Origin of the sequence: Noviherbaspirillum suwonense (assembly GCF_900182955.1) — a bacterium.
Taxonomy (GTDB): Bacteria; Pseudomonadota; Gammaproteobacteria; order Burkholderiales; family Burkholderiaceae_D; genus Noviherbaspirillum_A; species Noviherbaspirillum_A suwonense.
The window spans coordinates 117,366-134,078 of sequence record NZ_FXUL01000020.1 but is presented as its reverse complement, the minus strand read 5'-3'; the positions used below and the strand labels follow the sequence as shown (position 1 = coordinate 134,078).

At 66.6% G+C, this 16,713-nt stretch carries 16 protein-coding genes; 5 read left to right on the top strand and 11 right to left on the bottom strand.

Translation table 11 applies throughout. The annotated features are described in order from the left end of the window. Positions 1-226 precede the first annotated feature (226 nt). A complete protein-coding gene (locus QOL82_RS21865; protein WP_283444432.1) occupies positions 227-1,306 on the top strand; it encodes a substrate-binding domain-containing protein in 1,080 nt (359 codons plus the stop codon). Positions 1,307-1,364: 58 nt separating this feature from the next. After that, positions 1,365-1,970, top strand: a complete 606-nt coding sequence (gene mobA / locus QOL82_RS21860; RefSeq protein ID WP_283444431.1) for a molybdenum cofactor guanylyltransferase MobA — start codon at positions 1,365-1,367, stop codon at positions 1,968-1,970. Here mobA and QOL82_RS21855 read toward each other — a convergent pair. The 4 genes from QOL82_RS21855 to QOL82_RS21840 all read right to left on the bottom strand — a co-directional run bounded on the left by QOL82_RS21855 (position 1,961) and on the right by QOL82_RS21840 (position 4,320). Beyond that, the gene (locus QOL82_RS21855; RefSeq protein WP_283444430.1) at positions 1,961-2,206 is read right to left on the bottom strand and encodes a hypothetical protein; all 246 of its coding nucleotides are present in this window, start codon (positions 2,204-2,206) and stop codon (positions 1,961-1,963) included. The two genes, mobA and QOL82_RS21855, sit on opposite strands and share 10 nt — an antisense overlap. Before the next feature lie 32 nt (positions 2,207-2,238). Then, positions 2,239-2,700: a PA3611 family quorum-sensing-regulated virulence factor gene (locus QOL82_RS21850; RefSeq protein ID WP_283444429.1), complete on the bottom strand. Its 462-nt coding sequence runs from the start codon at positions 2,698-2,700 to the stop codon at positions 2,239-2,241. 355 nt (positions 2,701-3,055) lie between these two features. Further along, the gene (locus QOL82_RS21845; protein ID WP_283444428.1) at positions 3,056-3,388 is read right to left on the bottom strand and encodes a chaperone modulator CbpM; all 333 of its coding nucleotides are present in this window, start codon (positions 3,386-3,388) and stop codon (positions 3,056-3,058) included. 2 nt (positions 3,389-3,390) lie between these two features. After that, on the bottom strand, positions 3,391-4,320 hold the full coding sequence (locus tag QOL82_RS21840) for a DnaJ C-terminal domain-containing protein (RefSeq protein WP_283444427.1): 930 nt from the start codon (positions 4,318-4,320) through the stop codon (positions 3,391-3,393). 165 nt (positions 4,321-4,485) lie between these two features. Between QOL82_RS21840 and QOL82_RS21835 the strand changes: the two genes are divergently transcribed. Beyond that, entirely contained in the window at positions 4,486-4,677 is a 192-nt protein-coding gene (locus QOL82_RS21835) for a hypothetical protein (protein WP_283444426.1), read from the top strand. 77 nt (positions 4,678-4,754) lie between these two features. Here QOL82_RS21835 and QOL82_RS21830 read toward each other — a convergent pair whose 3' ends face one another. The 3 genes from QOL82_RS21830 to QOL82_RS21820 form a co-directional block, all read right to left on the bottom strand. After that, positions 4,755-5,084: a hypothetical protein gene (locus QOL82_RS21830; protein WP_283444425.1), complete on the bottom strand. Its 330-nt coding sequence runs from the start codon at positions 5,082-5,084 to the stop codon at positions 4,755-4,757. Between the two features lie 147 nt (positions 5,085-5,231). Continuing rightward, a complete protein-coding gene (locus QOL82_RS21825; protein ID WP_283444424.1) occupies positions 5,232-5,753 on the bottom strand; it encodes a superoxide dismutase family protein in 522 nt (173 codons plus the stop codon). Positions 5,754-5,841: 88 nt separating this feature from the next. Further along, positions 5,842-6,846, bottom strand: a complete 1,005-nt coding sequence (locus QOL82_RS21820) for an NAD(P)/FAD-dependent oxidoreductase (RefSeq protein ID WP_283444423.1) — start codon at positions 6,844-6,846, stop codon at positions 5,842-5,844. 259 nt (positions 6,847-7,105) lie between these two features. On the opposite strand from QOL82_RS21820, the gene QOL82_RS21815 reads away from it, so the two are divergent. Further along, positions 7,106-9,406 (top strand): NADP-dependent malic enzyme, encoded by a 2,301-nt coding sequence (locus tag QOL82_RS21815; RefSeq protein ID WP_283444422.1) that lies wholly within the window; start codon positions 7,106-7,108, stop codon positions 9,404-9,406. A 104-nt stretch (positions 9,407-9,510) separates the two neighbouring features. Here QOL82_RS21815 and QOL82_RS21810 read toward each other — a convergent pair whose 3' ends face one another. The 4 genes from QOL82_RS21810 to QOL82_RS21795 form a co-directional block, all read right to left on the bottom strand. Beyond that, entirely contained in the window at positions 9,511-11,373 is a 1,863-nt protein-coding gene (locus QOL82_RS21810; RefSeq protein WP_283444421.1) for a feruloyl-CoA synthase, read from the bottom strand. Between the two features lie 11 nt (positions 11,374-11,384). Continuing rightward, positions 11,385-12,530 (bottom strand): ABC transporter substrate-binding protein, encoded by a 1,146-nt coding sequence (locus QOL82_RS21805; protein WP_283444420.1) that lies wholly within the window; start codon positions 12,528-12,530, stop codon positions 11,385-11,387. Positions 12,531-12,595: 65 nt separating this feature from the next. Continuing rightward, the gene (locus QOL82_RS21800) at positions 12,596-13,030 is read right to left on the bottom strand and encodes a hotdog fold thioesterase (RefSeq protein WP_283444419.1); all 435 of its coding nucleotides are present in this window, start codon (positions 13,028-13,030) and stop codon (positions 12,596-12,598) included. A 28-nt stretch (positions 13,031-13,058) separates the two neighbouring features. Further along, the gene (locus tag QOL82_RS21795) at positions 13,059-14,315 is read right to left on the bottom strand and encodes a flavin-dependent oxidoreductase (RefSeq protein WP_283444418.1); all 1,257 of its coding nucleotides are present in this window, start codon (positions 14,313-14,315) and stop codon (positions 13,059-13,061) included. Between the two features lie 244 nt (positions 14,316-14,559). Between QOL82_RS21795 and QOL82_RS21790 the strand changes: the two genes are divergently transcribed. Continuing rightward, on the top strand, positions 14,560-16,689 hold the full coding sequence (locus QOL82_RS21790) for a putative bifunctional diguanylate cyclase/phosphodiesterase (RefSeq protein ID WP_283444417.1): 2,130 nt from the start codon (positions 14,560-14,562) through the stop codon (positions 16,687-16,689). The last annotated feature ends 24 nt before the right edge of the window (positions 16,690-16,713 follow it).

The window sequence follows — 16,713 nt, the reverse complement described above, 5'->3', positions numbered from 1 at the left end:
ACTTCGGCCAGCGCATCCGGGTCGACCCGGCGGCCCTTGGGCGCCTCGCGCTTGCGTTGCCGGGTTGCGCCCTGCGCGAGGATGGGAATGACGACCTGGTTCACGATAACTCTCCTGAATTGCCACCATATATGCTTTCGAAAACTTATATGGTAGCCATAAATATGCAGACAGTTCGCAAAATAGCACTCGCGCATGCTCACCGCAATAAGCTATATTTAGCCGAATGTACAAAGTCACCATCAGCCCGCGCTGGGAAATCGCCAGCGGCGCCGCGCCGCCGCTGGACACGTCCGCATTGCTGGGCCTGCTGCGCGCGATCGATGAAGGCGGTTCGATTGCCGAGGCCAGCCGCTCGGTCGGGCTTTCCTATCGCTACGCGTGGGGCCTGCTGCGCGACGCCGAGCGCATATTCGGCCATGCGCTGATCGCCAGCGGCCGCGGCCGCGGCACCCGGCTCACCGCGCTCGCCGACAAGCTGATCTGGGCCGACCGCCGGATCGCCGCCCGCCTGTCTCCGACGCTGGAAAGCCTGGCATCCGAACTCGAAAATGAACTGGGCCGCCTGGTCGGCGGCGCTGCCGGCGCGATCCGGCTGGACGCCAGCCACGGCTTTGCGGTCGCCGCCTTCCTGAAGCGCATCGGCACGGCCGGCATCCCGATCGAACTGCGCTACCGCAACAGCAGCGACGCGGTCGCCGCGCTGGCCCGCCGCGAATGCGACCTGGCCGGCTTCCATGTGCCGCTCGGCGAATATGAACAGCAGGCGGCGGCGCGCTACCGCCAGTGGCTGTCGCCGCGCACCCATAGCCTGGTGCATCTGGCGACCCGGACCCAGGGACTGATCGTCGCCGCCGGCAACCCGCTAGGCATTACCGGCCTCGCAGACCTGGCCCGCAGTGGCGTGCGCTTCGTGAACCGGCAGGATGGCTCCGGGACACGGATGCTGCTCGAACTGATGCTGCCTGGCGCAGGCTTGTCCGCGCAGCAGATCGGCGGCTATGAAAATACCGAATTCACGCACTCGGCGGTGGCGGCCTATATCGCCAGCGGCATGGCCGATGTCGGCGTCGGCGTGCAGACCGCGGCCCAGCGCTTCGGCCTGGGCTTCGTGCCGCTGGTGCGCGAGCGCTATTTCCTGGCGGCGGCGAGCGCCGCGCTCGACAGCCCGCAGATGCGGCAGGCGCTGGACATCCTGCGCTCGGCGCCGTTGCGCGCCGACATCGGCGCCCTCGCCGGCTACGACCCGAGCGACAGCGGAACCATCCTGTCGCTGGCCGATGCATTCGGCCCGGCCCTACAATGACGCGGCCTTCTGGCGCGACGATCGCACTACCATTCGTTTTTCAATGAAAGCTGACAACATGCAAGCTGAACAGATTACCGGCCTGATACTGGCCGGCGGACGCGGCACCAGGATGGGCCATGTCGACAAGGGGCTGCAAAACTTCCGGGGCGCGCCGATGGCGCTGCATGTGATGCTGCGGCTGCAGCCGCAGGTGGGCGAACTGATGATCAATGCCAACCAGAATCTTGCGCCGTATGAATCCTTCGGCGTGCCGGTCTGGCCGGATGAAATGCAGGGCCACATGGGACCGCTGGCCGGGATGCAGACCGGGCTGGTCCATTGCACCACCGACTATATGGTGACCGCCCCGTGCGACTCGCCATTCCTGCCGTCCGACCTGGTGGAAAGGCTGGGCGATGCGCTGCTGGAGGCCGATGCCGACCTGGCGGTGGCGGTCACCGGCGACGGTACGGAGCGCCAGGCGCATCCGGTGTTCTGCCTGATGAAAACGTCGCTGCTGCAGCACCTGAGCGAATACCTGCGCGACGGCGGCCGCCGGATAGACGCCTGGTATGCGTCGCTCAACACGGTGGAAGTGCCCTTCGCGGACGAGGCTGCGTTCCGCAACATCAACACGCTAGCCGAACTGAAGCAGTACGAACCGTCGCCGGGTCAGCAGTAACCCTTGGCAGCCAGCGCCGGCGGGCATGGCTCGCCGACGATGCCGCGCGGTTCCACCTGGAGCTGGTAAGCGGTGCTGTCGGGCAAGGCGATATCCGGGATCTTTTCCACGGTCGAGCAGGCGCTGCACGCGGCGGCGAAAGCAATCACCAGCAATGAAAAAACGCGCATGGCTCCCCGTTCGGTCATGGGTTTCACTAATGAATGGTAAGGATGGATGTCCTGCATCGCCACCATGTCTGGCATGGCGGCGGAATCGCGTGATGGTATCAGGAAATTTCCTGCAGGCCGCAGTCGCTCGCGGTAAACCGCGCAGCGCCGAGGCGGGCGCCGTCATTGCCCAGATAATCATAGGAGATGGTGACGCCGCGCACCAGGAAACCGCGCATTTCCTTGCTGCTGCAGAGCTTGGCCTGCAGCGGCGCGCGGATGAGCTTCTGGAATTCGGCGCGCTTGAACGCCTTCGACTGCACCGAGGTCAGCGTGTAATGATAGGACAGCCGATGGCCCGGACCGGACGTGACCCGGTCGAGCCGGGTGTCGTCGTCCAGCTTGACGGGCGCCGAACGGTTCAGGTAGGCGCTCACATTCGCCAGCGTCTGGTCCAGATTGCGGCTGCCATCGCCTTCACTGACGCCGCCGGCATAGGACCCCATCAGGTTGCTGAACGGTCCGGCCTGCGCCAGTGTGCTGATGCAGACAAGAACCAGCGCCAGTGTGCGTTTTTTCATCGCCATCCTCCCGAAAAATGATGACGAAATCTTACCCCCAATTAGGTAAAAAGTTACAAAAATGACCAGATTACTGACGGAAACTTGATTTGACTTAAACGTTCGCGGGAACAAAGCGAGATGGTTGCGATGCAAACCGCCCGTGGGCGACGCCCGGACGCCGTACCGCCGGACAACGGCAACGGCAACGGCAACGGCACCAGGCGCTTGCAAGGGGCGTGGGATTGCATCGACGCAAATGGAAACCACGTGTCCATTCAGCCACCTGCGACGCCGGTGAACGGCAGTGCGACGCCCTGCCCTGCGCCATGCTCGCACCGCCCGGCAATTCCCGATCGCCCTGCTAACGCCCGGCCTAGGAATGCGACTGCGGCAGGGTCATCCGCGCCCGCAATTGCGCAAGCTCGCGCTCCATCGCCTGCATCCGTTCCAGCAGGCGCATCGCCAGCGCGAGTCCGCTCGGACTCAGGTCGAAATCGTCGCGCAGCCGGCGCGCGGTGCGCGCGGCCTGCATCGCGGCGGATGCGAAGGCCAGGGTGTCGCCAACATCCGGCAATGGCCGGAGCGCGCCGCTCTCGACCAGCATCTGCAGTTCGGCGGCGTCCAGTCCGGACACTTCGGCGAGATGCACCATCGTGCAGCTGCCGCTCTCGTTCAGCCACACCGCATCAAGGACCTTGCTTTCCATAGTCATCCTTTCCGTGGAAAGTGCGCGCGCGGATTGAAGTGGGATTCCTTCGCCAGTTCGGCATAGAGCGCGCGTTCCCGTTCGCCCGGCGATTTCGGCACGTCGATGCGCACGACCGCATACAGGTCGCCGTGCTCGCCGTCCGCGGCCGGAAGGCCGCGCCGGGCCAGGCGCAGCTGGCGCCCGCTCGTGGTGCCGGGCGCAATCTTCATCTCGACACGTCCGCGCAATGTCGGCACCTCGACTTCCCCGCCCAGCACCGCTTCGGACGGCGTCAGCGGCAGGTCCATGTACAGGTCGCGGCCGCTGACCCGATACAGCGGATGCGGCACCAGCTTCATCACGATATACAGGTCGCCGGCCTGCCCGCCATGGATGCCCGGACCGCCCTTGCCGGCAAGCCGCAGGCGCTGGCCGTCGGCCGCCCCCTTCGGAATGCGCACGCGGAAAGTGCGCGGCACATGATGCAGCAGCCCCTGGGCGTCGTATTCGGGAAGATTGAGGCGCAATTCGATCTCGGCGCCGTCATGGACCTGCTCCAGCGTCACCGCCGCGGTCGCCTCGACATCCTGGCCGCGTTGCGGCCTGCGCGTCTGGTGGCCGCCGCGGCGGGCGGCGAAGGCGGCCAGCAGGTCGGCCAGGTCCACGTCGCCGAAATTGCCGGGCCCGCCGAAATCCTGCGCCCAGTCCGGCGGCGGTTCGAACCGCTCGCCCGCGGGCCGGCGGCCGAGCTGGTCGTAGGCTTCGCGCTTCTCGGGATCTTTCAGCGTGGCGTAGGCTTCCTGGATTTCCTTGAACTTGGCCTCGCCCTCGGGATCCTTGGAAATATCGGGATGGAACTTATGCGCCAGCCTGCGATAAGCCTTCTTTATCTCTTTGGCGTCGGCAGTGCGTTCTACGCCCAGCGCGGCATAGTAGTCCTTGTATTCCATGCGGTATTCCGGACACGTGAAGAACGGTTGACGGGCTAATGATTTGCGTCTTTAAGCCGTTATACAAGTCATGATGCAGTGCAGCGTTGAGATGACGCAAAGCCGAAAGTTGGCAAATAGATAAACTCCGAACAATATAATCCAGTACGAAGTCAGGAGTCAAACATGCGCCCTTTCAAACCGACGCTGATCGATACAATCCATGTGCTCGCGGTCCTGACCGTGATCGGCATGCTGATTGAACTGGTCATCTCGCGCCAGGAACCGGCATGGGCCGATTTCATGGCAATAAGCCTTGCAGTGCTGGCAGCGAGCACGGTACTCGCCCGCGTCATCAACTGGTCGGGCCGGCGCTAGTGCGTCCGTTTGATGTCCGTCTGACGTCCGTTTGACGTCCGTTTGATGCTGGATCGAAAGGCCGGGTTGCCGGCCTGTCAGGCGACAGGCCTGGCGCTGTCGGGCAGCAGGTAGGCGTCGGCCACGTACGCGTGGCCCTTCATCAGCACCACGATGCCTGCAAGCAGCGCGGCCTGCAACACCACCATCAGGTTCAGCAGGATCGCGCCGGTCGCCACATAGCGCGCCATCTCCACCTTGCGCATCAATTCGTCGGCGCCGCCGAGAGCCAGCAGGTACAGCCCGAACACGTAGAGGGCGGGAAGCAGCGTGCCCAGCGCCAACATGGCCGGCAGCGCGCGCAGCACGCGGCGTTCCATGCCCGGCGGCTCGGTGCGCGATTCGGATAGGGGATGCAGCAGTTTCATGTTCGCCTCCGCAAGACAGTCCTTCAGTGTCATTGCAGCATAGGCCTGCATGGTCCGCGATGCAGTCGGACAGCAGCCCGAGCTGCTGTAGGACTAGCGGCAACGAACATGACAGACGGAAGCGGCAAGCGCGCCGCCGCTGGAGTCTTACTGCATCGTGATGACGCCGCAGGCGACACGCTTGCCGGAGTTGCCGGCCGGCTGGCTGTTCAGGTCGTCCGGATCTGCATGGATCACAAGCGCCTTGCCCGCAATGGTGTTGGTGGCCAGCTTGCCGATGCCGATGCGGCTGCTGTCCAGCGTGACGCTCATCGTGGCATCGCCGTTCGCGTCAGCCGTCAGGTTGCCGAAGTCGCCGCCATGGTGCTTGGCGCTGTCCGGCCCGCCGTGCGGCTCGCTGGTCGGGTTGTAATGGCCGCCGGCGCTCATTGCATCGGGTGCGCTGCAGTCGCCCTTCTCATGGATATGTATGCCATGCTGGCCCGGCGTGAGTCCCTTGAAACGTCCGTCCACGATCAACTTCCCGCTGCGTTCGACGAAGGTGGCGGTCCCGCTTGCCGTGCTTCCCTGCGTCGGGTTCAGTTCGGCCACTGCGATCGGCACCGGCGGCAGAAACGCGCAGCCAGACAGCGCGGCCAGCGAAGCGGCAAGGATCGTGTATCGTTTCATTGTGTTCCCTAACGTTATTATCAATAACAGAACATTAACCGAATTCGAAAAGGTGTGTCGACTTCGTGCGCCCTGCCCGCCGTCCGCATCAAACTCCGCCGCGCGCAGCCCGCCGCGGATGCGGCGGCAACTGGTTATGCACGTCGGTCGCGGCCACCGCGGCCTGGCCGGTCGACACGCTGATCTGGTTGACGCCCACCACGACGTCGCCGACCGCATACAGTCCGTCGATGCTGGTGCGCTGGTGGCCGTCCACCAGCAGGTCGCCGCAGTCGCCGACGCGGGCGCCCAGCCCGGTCGCCAGCGACGAACGGGCGATTTCCCCCATCATCGGATAAAGCGCGTCGAACGCATGCTCGCGACCGTCGGCCGTATGGACCAGCGGCGTGCTGCCGTTGCGGGTGGTGACATCCAGCGCCGGCGAGTCCAGCCAGGCGATGCCCGACTCGTCCAGCGCCGCGCGCTCGTCCTGGTCCAGCGGCGCGGAATCCGGCGGCAGCATCAGCGTGATGTCGGCGCTGAAGGTGCGCATGAAGCGCGCATGCTGCACCCGGTTTTCCTGGCCTGAAACCACCGCGATATTACGGTCGGTCACGTCGTAGCCGTCGCAGATCGGGCAGAGGCGGACCGCGCCGTTCCTGACCGCGGCATGCCAGTTCTCGGTCGGCAGGCCGATATCGACGATGCCGGTCGCCATGATGACCTTGCTGGCCCGCACGCGGCCGCCGTCCCAGTCGGCAATGAAGCCGTGTTCGTCCCGTTCCAGGCTGGTGACTTCGCCGGTCGTCACGCTGCAGCCGACCCTGGTCAACTGCGTCTTCAGCGTTTCCAGCAGGACCGTGCCCTGCACGCCTTCTGCGAAGCCCGGGTAGTTATGGCTTACCGGTATCAGCGACAGCCGGCTCTCGCCCTTGTCGATGATCATCACGTCGCGGTGAAAGCGCCGCAGGTAGATGGCGGCCGTAAGACCGCCCGGTCCGGCGCCGATGACGAGGCAGTCGAGCAGCGGCAGCGTGTCGGCGCGCTCGTCCCCCGAAGGTGCGGCGGCGATGGCGGCCTGGCCTGCGGCCTCGTAGGTACTCAACGTGCTCATTGCTTCATCCTTGGTCATAGAGTCGAATGCGGAGTCGAATGCGTGGCCCGGTGCGCCGGGCCGCGCATTAGGCATGCGCCCCGCCGGCGGGTTCCGGCTGCCGCGGCCTGATGCCGGATTGCGCAAGGGCGGACCGGCAGCGGCCGCGATGGCCCCGGGCGCCGCCGCCTTGGGAGCGTATAGTTATCATTCGATACAGTGTTTTGGCCTGTATCGCAGACTAACGCATTTTGTTTGATTCGAACGTGGAGAAGAGATCATGGATACCGGTCCAAGCAAGGAAGACCAATTAAAGGAAGCGGCGCTCGACTACCACCGCAACCCGACCCGCGGCAAGATTTCAGTGATGCCCACCAAGGCGCTGTCCAACCAGCGCGACCTGTCGCTCGCCTACTCGCCGGGCGTCGCCTACGCCTGCACCGCGATCGCCGAGGACCCGGCCATGGCGGCCGAATACACGTCGCGCGGCAACCTGGTCGCGGTGATCACGAACGGCACCGCCGTGCTCGGCCTTGGCGACATCGGCCCGCTGGCGTCGAAGCCGGTGATGGAGGGCAAGGGCTGCCTGTTCAAGAAATTCGCCGGCATCGACGTGTTCGACATCGAGCTGGCCGAACGCGACCCGGACCGCCTGGTCGATGCGATCGCGATGCTGGAGCCGACGGTCGGCGGCATCAACCTCGAGGACATCAAGGCGCCCGAATGCTTCTACATCGAGAAGAAGCTGCGCGAGCGGATGAATATCCCGGTGTTCCACGACGACCAGCATGGCACCGCGATCATCTCGGCGGCGGCGCTGCTGAACTGGCTGAAGGTGGCCGGCAAGCAGATCGGCGCGGTCAGGCTGGCGGTGTCCGGCGCGGGCGCGGCGGCGATCGCCTGCCTGGACATCATGGTGAGCCTGGGCGTCGACCGGAAGAATATCTACGTCGCCGATTCGAAGGGCGTGATCTACCACGGCCGCGACGCGCAGATGGAGCCGAACAAGGCGCGTTATGCGCAGGAGACCGGGGCGCGGGTGCTGGCCGACATCGTCCGCGACGCCGACGTCTTCCTCGGCTGCTCGACCGCCGGCGTGCTGACCGGCGACATGGTCAAGACCATGGCCGAGAAGCCGCTGATCCTGGCGCTGGCCAACCCGGAGCCGGAGATACGGCCGGAAATCGCGAAGGCCGCGCGGCCCGACTGCATCATCGCCACCGGCCGTTCCGACTACCCGAACCAGGTCAACAACGTGCTGTGCTTTCCCTACATCTTCCGCGGCGCGCTGGACTGCGGCGCGACCAAGATCACCGAGGAAATGAAGCTGGCCTGCGTGCGGGCCATTGCCGAGCTTGCCGAAGCCGAGACCAATGACGCGGTGGCCGCCGCCTATGCCGGGCAGGACCTGAGCTTCGGCCCGGAATACATCATTCCCAAGCCTTTCGACCAGCGCCTGATCGAGAAGATTGCGCCGGCGGTGGCGAAGGCGGCCGCCGAATCCGGCGTGGCGACGCGCCCGATCACCGACATGGAAGCCTACCGGCAGCAACTGAACCAGCTGGTCTACCACACCGGCCTGATCATGAAGCCGGTGTTCTCGGCCGCCAGGTCGGCGCCGGGGCGCGTGGTCTACACCGAGGGCGAGCAGGAAAACGTGCTGCGCGCGGTCCAGACCGTGGTCGACGAGGGGCTGGCGCGCCCCATCCTGGTCGGCCGTCCGCACGTGATCGCGATGCGCATCGAGAAGGCCGGGCTGCGGCTGAAGGCGGATACCGACTTCGACCTGATCAACCCGGAAGACGACCGCCGCTACCGCGCCTATCACGAGGCCTACCATGCGCTGCGCGGCCGCGACGGCGTCACGCCCGACATGGCCAAGGCGGCGCTGCGCCGTTCCAACACGCTGATCGGCGCGATGCTGATGCACATGGGCGACGCCGACGCGATGCTGTGCGGCACCGTCGGCCGCTTCGAGCATCACCTCGAGCATGTGCGGGACGTGATCGGCCTGGCGCCGGGCGCGTCGGTATTCGCGACGCTCAATGCGCTGATGCTGGACAAGTTTACGCTGTTCATCACCGACACCTATGTCAACGACGACCCCAGCGCCGAGGAACTGGCCGCGATCACGCTGCTGGCCGCGAAGGAAGTCGAGCGCTTCGGCCTGCAGCCCAAGGTCGCGATGCTGTCGCACTCGATGTTCGGCTCGTCGACCAGGCCGTCGGCGAAGAAGATGCGCCGCGCCCATGAACTGGTCGCGGCCGCCGCGCCGGACCTGGAAGTCGAAGGCGAGCTGCAGGGCGACGCGGCGCTGTCGGAAGAGGTCCGGCGGCATTTCCTGCCCGGCACCAGCCTCGCCGGCAGCGCCAACCTGCTGGTAATGCCAACGCTGGATGCGGCCAACATTGCGTTCAACCTGCTGAAGATCACCGGCGGCCAGGGCGTGACGGTCGGGCCCATTTTGCTGGGCGCGGCCAAGCCGGTGCATATCCTGACGCCGGCCGCGACCTCGCGGCGCATCGTCAACATGACCGCGGTCGCGGTGGCGGGTGCGAATGCGCTGATTCAGGCAAGGTAAGGCAGGCCGCAGCGGGCGCCGGCAGGCAGGGAGCGCGGGCCGGTTTTCCCGGCTTCGCCTCCCTGCATCCCCGTCGCGGGAAAATCAGGGCCCAGCCCGGCCTCTCAGCGCCCGGCCGGGCCTGCGCTGCCGCTGATCACGTCGGCGCCCTTGCCCGCCAGTTGCGCCACCAGCGACGCACGCCGCGCCAGCACCGCCGACTGGTTGATATAGCCCTTGTCGGTGATCTCGCCCGCGTCGACCGAGGGCGGCTCGGCCATCAGCAAGGCCAGCGACGCGTAGGTGGAACTGCCGCCGCCCAGCGCCTTCATCGCCAGCAGGCCCTGCCGCACATGCTCGCGGACCGACGCATGGGCCAATGCCTCGGCCGCCGGCGCGTCGGCCGGCAAGCCGGCGAGCGTGCGGCAGGCCGGCACGTTGGCAAACACCAGGAAGCCGACTTCATCGCCGTCATGCCCGGTGACCACGATGTCCTGCGCCACCGGCGCCAGCAGCTCGATGCCCTTGATCCGCACCGCGCCGACGTTGACCCAGGTGCCGCTGGAGAGCTTGAAGTCCTCGGCCACGCGGCCGTCGAACACCAGGCCGGCCTCGGGCCGGGCGGCGTCGGCGAAGCGCACCGCGTCGCCTATCCGGTAATAACCCTCTTCGTCGAATGCCTTCGCGGTAAGGTCGGGCTGGCCCAGGTAGCCCGGCGTGACATTCGGTCCGCGCACGCGGATCTCCAGCTTGTCGCCGGCCGGCAGCAGCTTGAGCTCGACGCCGGGCGCCGGCAGGCCGATGACGCCCGAGCGCGGCGCCTGGTAATGGCAGTCGGTGGCCAGCGGCGAGGTCTCGGTCGAACCCCAGGCGGTCACCATGGGCACCGCCTGCCCGGTCTCCTGCAGCGCCAGTTCGGTCAGGTCCTCCCACAGGTTCTGCGGCAGCGCCGATCCGGCATAGAACATCACCTGCAGCCGTGAAAAAAAGTTGCGGCGCAGCCCGCTGTCGGCCCGCAATGCGCCGACCAGCATGTCGAAGCCGCGCGGCACGTTGAAGTACAGCGTCGGCGCGATGTCGCGCAGGTTGGCGACGCTGGCGTCGAACAGGCCCGGCGCGGGCTTGCCGCCGTCGATATAGAGCGTGCCGCCATGGCGCAGCACCAGGTTGAAGTTATGGTTGCCGCCGAACGTGTGGTTCCAGGGCAGCCAGTCGACGATGACCGGCGGCGTCTGCGCCAGGAAGGGCCACAGCTGCGCCTTGGCCTGCTGCGACGCGCACAGCATGCGCTGGGTATTGATGACGCCCTTGGGATCGCTGATCGAGCCCGACGTGAACAGGATCTTCGCGACCGTGTCCGGCCCGACCGCGTCGAACGCTGACTGCACCGCCTGCCCGTCTTCCGCCGCCAGCAGGCCTGAAAAAGGCAGCGCGCCTGCCGGCAGGCCAGGCGCATCCGACGCCACCAGCAACGCATCATGCAGGCCATCGATGGCAGCCAGCGCCGCCGCATAGCGCGCGGCCGATGCGGCATACAGCACGCCGGGCTGCAGCCGCGACACCAGCGCGCGCAGCTTCGCATGGTCCTGCGACATCAGCGAATACGCCGGCGACACGGCCGCATACGGTATGCCCGCATGCAGGCAGGCCAGCATCAGCAGCGCATGCTCGACACTGTTTTCGGACAAGACCGCCACCGGCCTTCCCGGCGGCAGCCGCATCCGCAGCAGGCTGGCGGCGATGCGGCGCACCGCGTCGCGCGCCTCGCCGTAGCGCACTTCGCGCCAGGCGCCGCCCGCTGCGCGCTCGGCCAGGAACACCCGCTGCGGCGCGGCGTCGGCCCAATGCTCGAGGTCCTCGCCGATGCAGCGCCGGTAAGGCGCGAGCGGCTGCGGGGACGACAGCAGCATCGTGTTGTCTGCGCGGCGCGAGATCAGCACTTCCGGCACGGCGAACAGCGCCGCCGGGTCGCGTTCGATGGATGCCATGGGCTTCCTCCCTACTTGCTGTCGCCGATCAGCTTCCAGTCGCCCTTCTCGATGCGCACCAGCACGCGCGCGCGCTCGTCGTGGCCGTAATGGTCGGTCGCGCTCATGTTGAAGACGCCATGCGTGCCCACCACTTCCTTGCCCGACTCGATCGCGTCGCGCAGCGCCTGGCGGAACGCCGGCGTGCCCGGCTGGCCGGCTTTCAGCGCGACCGGCACCGCCGCCTCGAACAGCTTGTAGGCATCCCACATGTGCGCGCCGAACGACGACACCGAGCCGGCGCCGTATTTTTCCTCGTACAGCCGGGTGTAGTCGACCCCGACTTTCTTCGACGGATGGCTATCCGGCAGCTGCGACGCCACGACCACCGGTCCGACCGGCAGCACCGCGCCCTCGACCGCCTTGCCGCCGACACGGACGAACTCCTTGTTCGCCGCGCCATGCGTCTGGTAGATCTTGCCCTTGTAGTTGCGGTCCACCAGCGCCGTCTGCGGCAGCGCCGCCGGCGTGCCCGAGCCGGCGACCAGGATCGCGTCCGGGTTGGCCGACACCAGCTTGACGACCTGGCCGGTGACGCTGGTGTCGGTGCGGTTGTAGCGTTCGCTGGCGACCACCTTGATGCCGGCGGCCTCGGCGGCCTTGGTCATCTCGCGCGCCCAGCCCTCGCCGTAGCCGTCCGCGAAGCCGATGAAGCCCAGCGTCTTCACGCCGGACGACTTCATGTGCTGCGCCAGCGCCGAGGCCATCACCGCATTGTGCTGCGGGACGACGAAGACCCAGGCCTTGCGGGCTTCCGGCAGCTCGACCGGGGCCAGCGCGATCTGCGGCGTCTTGGTCTCGGTCGCGACTTCGGCAATCGCCAGCGCGGTGGGCACCGCCGACGAGCCGAAGATGATGTCGGCGCTGTTCTCGGTCACGAACTTGCGGGCGTTCTTGTTCGCTTCGGTCGGGTTGGTGGCATCGTCCAGCACGATGTAGTTGATCTTCTGCCCGGCGACGCTGGTCGGCAGCAGGGCCGCGGTGTTCTTCTCCGGGATGCCCAGCGACGCGGCCGGCCCGGTGGCCGAGACCGAGATGCCGACGTTGATATCGGCCCAGGCGGGCGCGGCGGCGAAACAGAGTGCAATCGCGGCGGCGATCCGTTGTGATGGGGTCATGCTTGTCTCCTCGTTGGTTGTGGTGTTTTTTATGGATGTATATTTTTATGAAGGCGAACGACTGCCTAGTCGCGGTCCGGCCGGCCCAGCACCGACATGGTCAGGCGCGACACGCAGACCAGCGCGTCGGCCTCGTCGGTAATGTGGATCTGCCAGACGTGGGTGGACTTTCCAAGGTGCAGCGGCCGCGCGGTGCCGGTGACCCAGCCGCGCCTGGCCCCGCGCACATGGTTGGCGTTGATGTCGAGGCCGACGCAGTAGAAACGCTGCTGGTCGACGCACAGGTTGGCGGCGCAGCTGCCCACCGATTCGGCCAGCAGCACCGAGGCGCCGCCATGCAGTATGCCGAAGGGCTGCACCGTGCGCGCGTCGACCGGCATGCGGGCGGCCAGCCAGTCGTCGCCGATGGCGGTGAACTCGATGCCCAGGTGCCCCTCGGCGGTGTCGACATGAAGCGCCTTCAGATCGTCCAGCGTGAATGCCTTCTTCCAGATTGCCATCGGTCTTCCCTGTTCGTATTGTTGTTGTTCAGCGCCTGGCCGCGTCCGCCAGCGACTGCCGGTCGAAGCCTGCCAGCCGCTTGTAGCGCTGCGAAATCTCGTCGCGCTCGGCGAACGGGATCACGTCGTCGATATTGGCGAAGCCGTTCGGCGCCCTTTCCTCGGCGATCTGCATCACCTGCTCGGGGCCGTTGAGCCGGTTGCGCAGCACGATGCCGGCGGTGCGCGGCAGCCGCTCGGCCTCGTACTCCTTCAGCGCATACAGCAGGTCGCCGCCGCGCGCGGCGCAGTCGGCGATGCAGTCGGCCAGGTAGCGCGCATCGAGGATGGCCTGGGCGCTGCCGTTGGAGCCGATCGGGTACATCGGGTGCGCGGCGTCGCCGAGCAGCGTGACCCGTCCGACGGTCCAGCGCGGCAGCGGGTCGCGGTCCACCAGCGGAAATTCATAGATCGTGGCCGCGCCCTCGATAAGCGCCGGTATGTCGATCCAGTCCCATTTCCAGCTGTCGAACGCGGGCGCAAAGACCGACCTGTCGACCCGCTTGTTCCAGTCGGTGGCGGGCGGCGCGCCGTCCGGCACGCGCAGCTCGGCGATCCAGTTGATCAGCGACCGGCCCTGGCGGCGCAGCGGCTCGGAGATCGGGTAGGCGACGAACTTCTGGTCCTGGTAGCCGGCCATGAACATCGAGCGGCCATCCATGAAAGGCACGCTCTCCGTGATCGCGCGCCACAGCATGCGGCCGGAAAAGCGCGGCTCGTCGCCGACCGGGTGCAGCAGCCGGCGCAATGCCGAATGGATGCCGTCGGCGCCGACCAGCATGCTGCCGCGGGTCTCGACCAGCGCGCCGTCGCTGCGGCGGCGCATCCGGGCGACGACGCCGTCGGCATCCTGCTCGAAGGATTCGAATGCATGCCCGGCATGCACCCGCTGCGGGCCGAGGCGCTCAATCGCCGCGCGCAGCAGCGCGACCTGCAGCGCGCCGCGATGGATGGAGAACTGCGGCCAGTCATAGCCGGCGGCGCGGCCGCGCGGCTCTATCCATATCTGCTGCCCATGCCGGTTGTAATAGGCCAGCTGCGAGGTCTTGATGCCGATGTCGGCCAGCGTGTCCTCCAGCCCCAGTTCGCCCAGCTCCTTGACCGCATGCGGCAGCAGGTTGATGCCCACGCCCAGCGGCTTGATGTCCTGCACCGCCTCCCATAGCTCGACCTCGACGCCGCGCTTGTGCAGCATCAGCGCCAATGCCAGTCCGCCTATGCCGGCGCCGGCGATCGTGATTTTCATGTGCATGTCTCCCGCATAGTCGCGCCGGGCAAGGCCGGCGCGCCGCCGCACCGGGCGGTTGTCCGGCCTGATTCTATAACAGAAGGATGCAAAAACCGGCGCTTTGGGAGCAATTCTGCGGGGCTGCCGCGGCCGGCGTCACGCGCGGGGAAAAACGGCCGGGAGGAGCGGGTCGGCCTTCCCGGGAAAATTGCATCGCGCCTGCCATTGCCCCTCAAGAAACAAACGGTGCTGCCGATAAATCATGTTATTCAATGATACCTATCCAGCCATGAATCCATCGGCCTATCTCAACGGCAGCTACCACGCGGGTTTCGTCCTCCTCTCGGTGTTTGTCGCAATGATGGCGGCCTACACAGCGCTCACCCTGACCAGCCGCGTCACCCACACCGAAGGCCGCACCAGCCTCGGCTGGCTCGCCGGCGGCGCGGTCGCGATGGGCGTCGGCATCTGGTCCATGCATTTCATCGGCATGCTGGCCTTCAGCCTGCCGATCCGCATCAGCTACGACCTCGGCATCACGCTGCTGTCGCTGCTCGCGGCGATCGCGGTTTCCGCGTTCGCGCTGTTCATGGTCACCCGCAAGACCCTGACCACGCGGCACCTGCTGGGAGGCGGCGTGCTGATGGGCCTGGGCATCTGCGGCATGCACTACATGGGCATGTATGCGCTGCGGATGTTTCCGGCCATCGAGTACGACCCGATCCGTTTCGCCGCGTCGGTCGCGATTGCCGTGGTTGCGTCGATCGCGGCGCTGTGGCTGGCCTTTACGCTGCGCACCGGGGATTCGACGCTGGCCCAGCTGAAGCGGGTCGGCGCGGCCGTCCTGATGGGACTGGCGGTCATCGCGATGCACTACACCGGGATGGAAGCCGCGCGCTTCGACGCGGCCAGCATCTGCATGGTCAAGGGCGGCGTGGACAATGACTGGCTGGCGGTGGTGGTCGGACTCGCTTCGGTCTCGCTGCTCACCATCACGCTGCTGCTGTCGGTGGTCGATTCGCGGCTGGCCGCGCGCACCGCGGTGCTGGTGCGCTCGCTCAGCCATGCCAACAAGCAGCTGCATCACCTGGCGCTGCACGACAGCCTGACGAAGCTGCCCAACCGCAGCCTGCTCGAGGACCGCATCATGCAGGCCATCGCGGTCGGCGAGCGTTCGGGCAAGCCGTTTGCGCTGATGTTCCTCGATCTCGACAGGTTTAAGACCATCAACGACAGCCTCGGCCACCACTATGGCGACAAGCTGCTGCAGGCCATGGCCGAGCGCCTGCAGCAGGCGGTGCGCGCCGAGGACACGGTGGCCCGGCTCGGCGGCGATGAATTCGTCGTGCTGCTGGGCGCCATCTCCGAGCCCACCGTCGCGGCCACGATCGCGCAGAAGCTGCTCGACACGCTGGCGGCGCCGCTCGACGTCGAGGGCCAGGAGCAGAAGGTGTCGGTCAGCATCGGCATCAGCATGTACCCGGACGACGGCGCCAGCCTGCGCGAGCTGATGAGCAACGCCGACAGCGCGATGTATCACGCCAAGAAAATGGGCCGCGGCAATTACCAGTTCTTCACGCCCGAGATGAATGCCGCCGCCGGCAAGCGCCTGGCGCTGGAACGCGACCTGCGGCGCGCGCTAGAGCTGAAGGAGTTCGAGCTGCATTACCAGCCCAAGGTCGACATGGCGACCGGCGATGTGCATGCGATGGAAGCGCTGGTGCGCTGGCGCAGCCCGGAGCGCGGGCTGGTGCCGCCGAACGAGTTCATCCCGATCGCGGAAGAAACCGGCATGATCATCCCGCTTGGCGCCTGGGTGCTGCATGAGGCCTGCCGCCAGAACCGCGCCTGGCAGCTGTCGGGCCTGCCGCGGATGCGGGTGGCTGTGAACCTGTCGGCCTACCAGTTCCGCCAGCCCAACCTGCCTGAATTCGTCGCCGCCCTGCTCGTCGAAACCGGCATGGACGCCTCCTGCCTCGAACTCGAGGTGACCGAGAGCGTCGTCATGCACAACCCGGCCGATGCGGCGCTGACGCTGGAGCGGCTGCATGCGCAGGGCATCCATATCTCGGTGGACGACTTCGGCACCGGCTATTCCAGCCTCAGCTACCTGAAGCAGTTCCAGCTCGACACGCTGAAGATAGACCGCTCGTTCGTGCGCGACATCAGCAGCAACGCCGACGACGCCGCCATCGTCAAGTCCGTCATCGCGCTGGCCCACAGCCTGCGCCTGAAAGTGATCGCCGAGGGCGTCGAGACCAACGAGCAGCTGGACTTCCTGCGCATGCTGGGCTGCGACCAGTACCAGGGCTACCTGAGCAGCCGGCCGCTGCCGGCTGCGGACTTCGAGCGTACGCTGCGCCTCTCCATCGACCTGCGGCAGGCGGCGTAAGCCCCTGCCGCGCAGGTCGGAGCC

Excerpts from the sequence above, each read along its gene's own strand:
- QOL82_RS21865 (WP_283444432.1), top strand. The coding sequence starts at position 227 with ATGTACAAAGTCACCATCAGCCCGCGCTGGGAAATCGCCAGCGGCGCC.
- mobA (WP_283444431.1), top strand. The coding sequence starts at position 1,365 with ATGCAAGCTGAACAGATTACCGGCCTGATACTGGCCGGCGGACGCGGC.
- QOL82_RS21855 (WP_283444430.1), bottom strand. The coding sequence starts at position 2,206 with ATGGTGGCGATGCAGGACATCCATCCTTACCATTCATTAGTGAAACCC.
- QOL82_RS21850 (WP_283444429.1), bottom strand. The coding sequence starts at position 2,700 with ATGAAAAAACGCACACTGGCGCTGGTTCTTGTCTGCATCAGCACACTG.
- QOL82_RS21845 (WP_283444428.1), bottom strand. The coding sequence starts at position 3,388 with ATGGAAAGCAAGGTCCTTGATGCGGTGTGGCTGAACGAGAGCGGCAGC.
- QOL82_RS21840 (WP_283444427.1), bottom strand. The coding sequence starts at position 4,320 with ATGGAATACAAGGACTACTATGCCGCGCTGGGCGTAGAACGCACTGCC.
- QOL82_RS21835 (WP_283444426.1), top strand. The coding sequence starts at position 4,486 with ATGCGCCCTTTCAAACCGACGCTGATCGATACAATCCATGTGCTCGCG.
- QOL82_RS21830 (WP_283444425.1), bottom strand. The coding sequence starts at position 5,084 with ATGAAACTGCTGCATCCCCTATCCGAATCGCGCACCGAGCCGCCGGGC.
- QOL82_RS21825 (WP_283444424.1), bottom strand. The coding sequence starts at position 5,753 with ATGAAACGATACACGATCCTTGCCGCTTCGCTGGCCGCGCTGTCTGGC.
- QOL82_RS21820 (WP_283444423.1), bottom strand. The coding sequence starts at position 6,846 with ATGAGCACGTTGAGTACCTACGAGGCCGCAGGCCAGGCCGCCATCGCC.
- QOL82_RS21815 (WP_283444422.1), top strand. The coding sequence starts at position 7,106 with ATGGATACCGGTCCAAGCAAGGAAGACCAATTAAAGGAAGCGGCGCTC.
- QOL82_RS21810 (WP_283444421.1), bottom strand. The coding sequence starts at position 11,373 with ATGGCATCCATCGAACGCGACCCGGCGGCGCTGTTCGCCGTGCCGGAA.
- QOL82_RS21805 (WP_283444420.1), bottom strand. The coding sequence starts at position 12,530 with ATGACCCCATCACAACGGATCGCCGCCGCGATTGCACTCTGTTTCGCC.
- QOL82_RS21800 (WP_283444419.1), bottom strand. The coding sequence starts at position 13,030 with ATGGCAATCTGGAAGAAGGCATTCACGCTGGACGATCTGAAGGCGCTT.
- QOL82_RS21795 (WP_283444418.1), bottom strand. The coding sequence starts at position 14,315 with ATGAAAATCACGATCGCCGGCGCCGGCATAGGCGGACTGGCATTGGCG.
- QOL82_RS21790 (WP_283444417.1), top strand. The coding sequence starts at position 14,560 with ATGTTATTCAATGATACCTATCCAGCCATGAATCCATCGGCCTATCTC.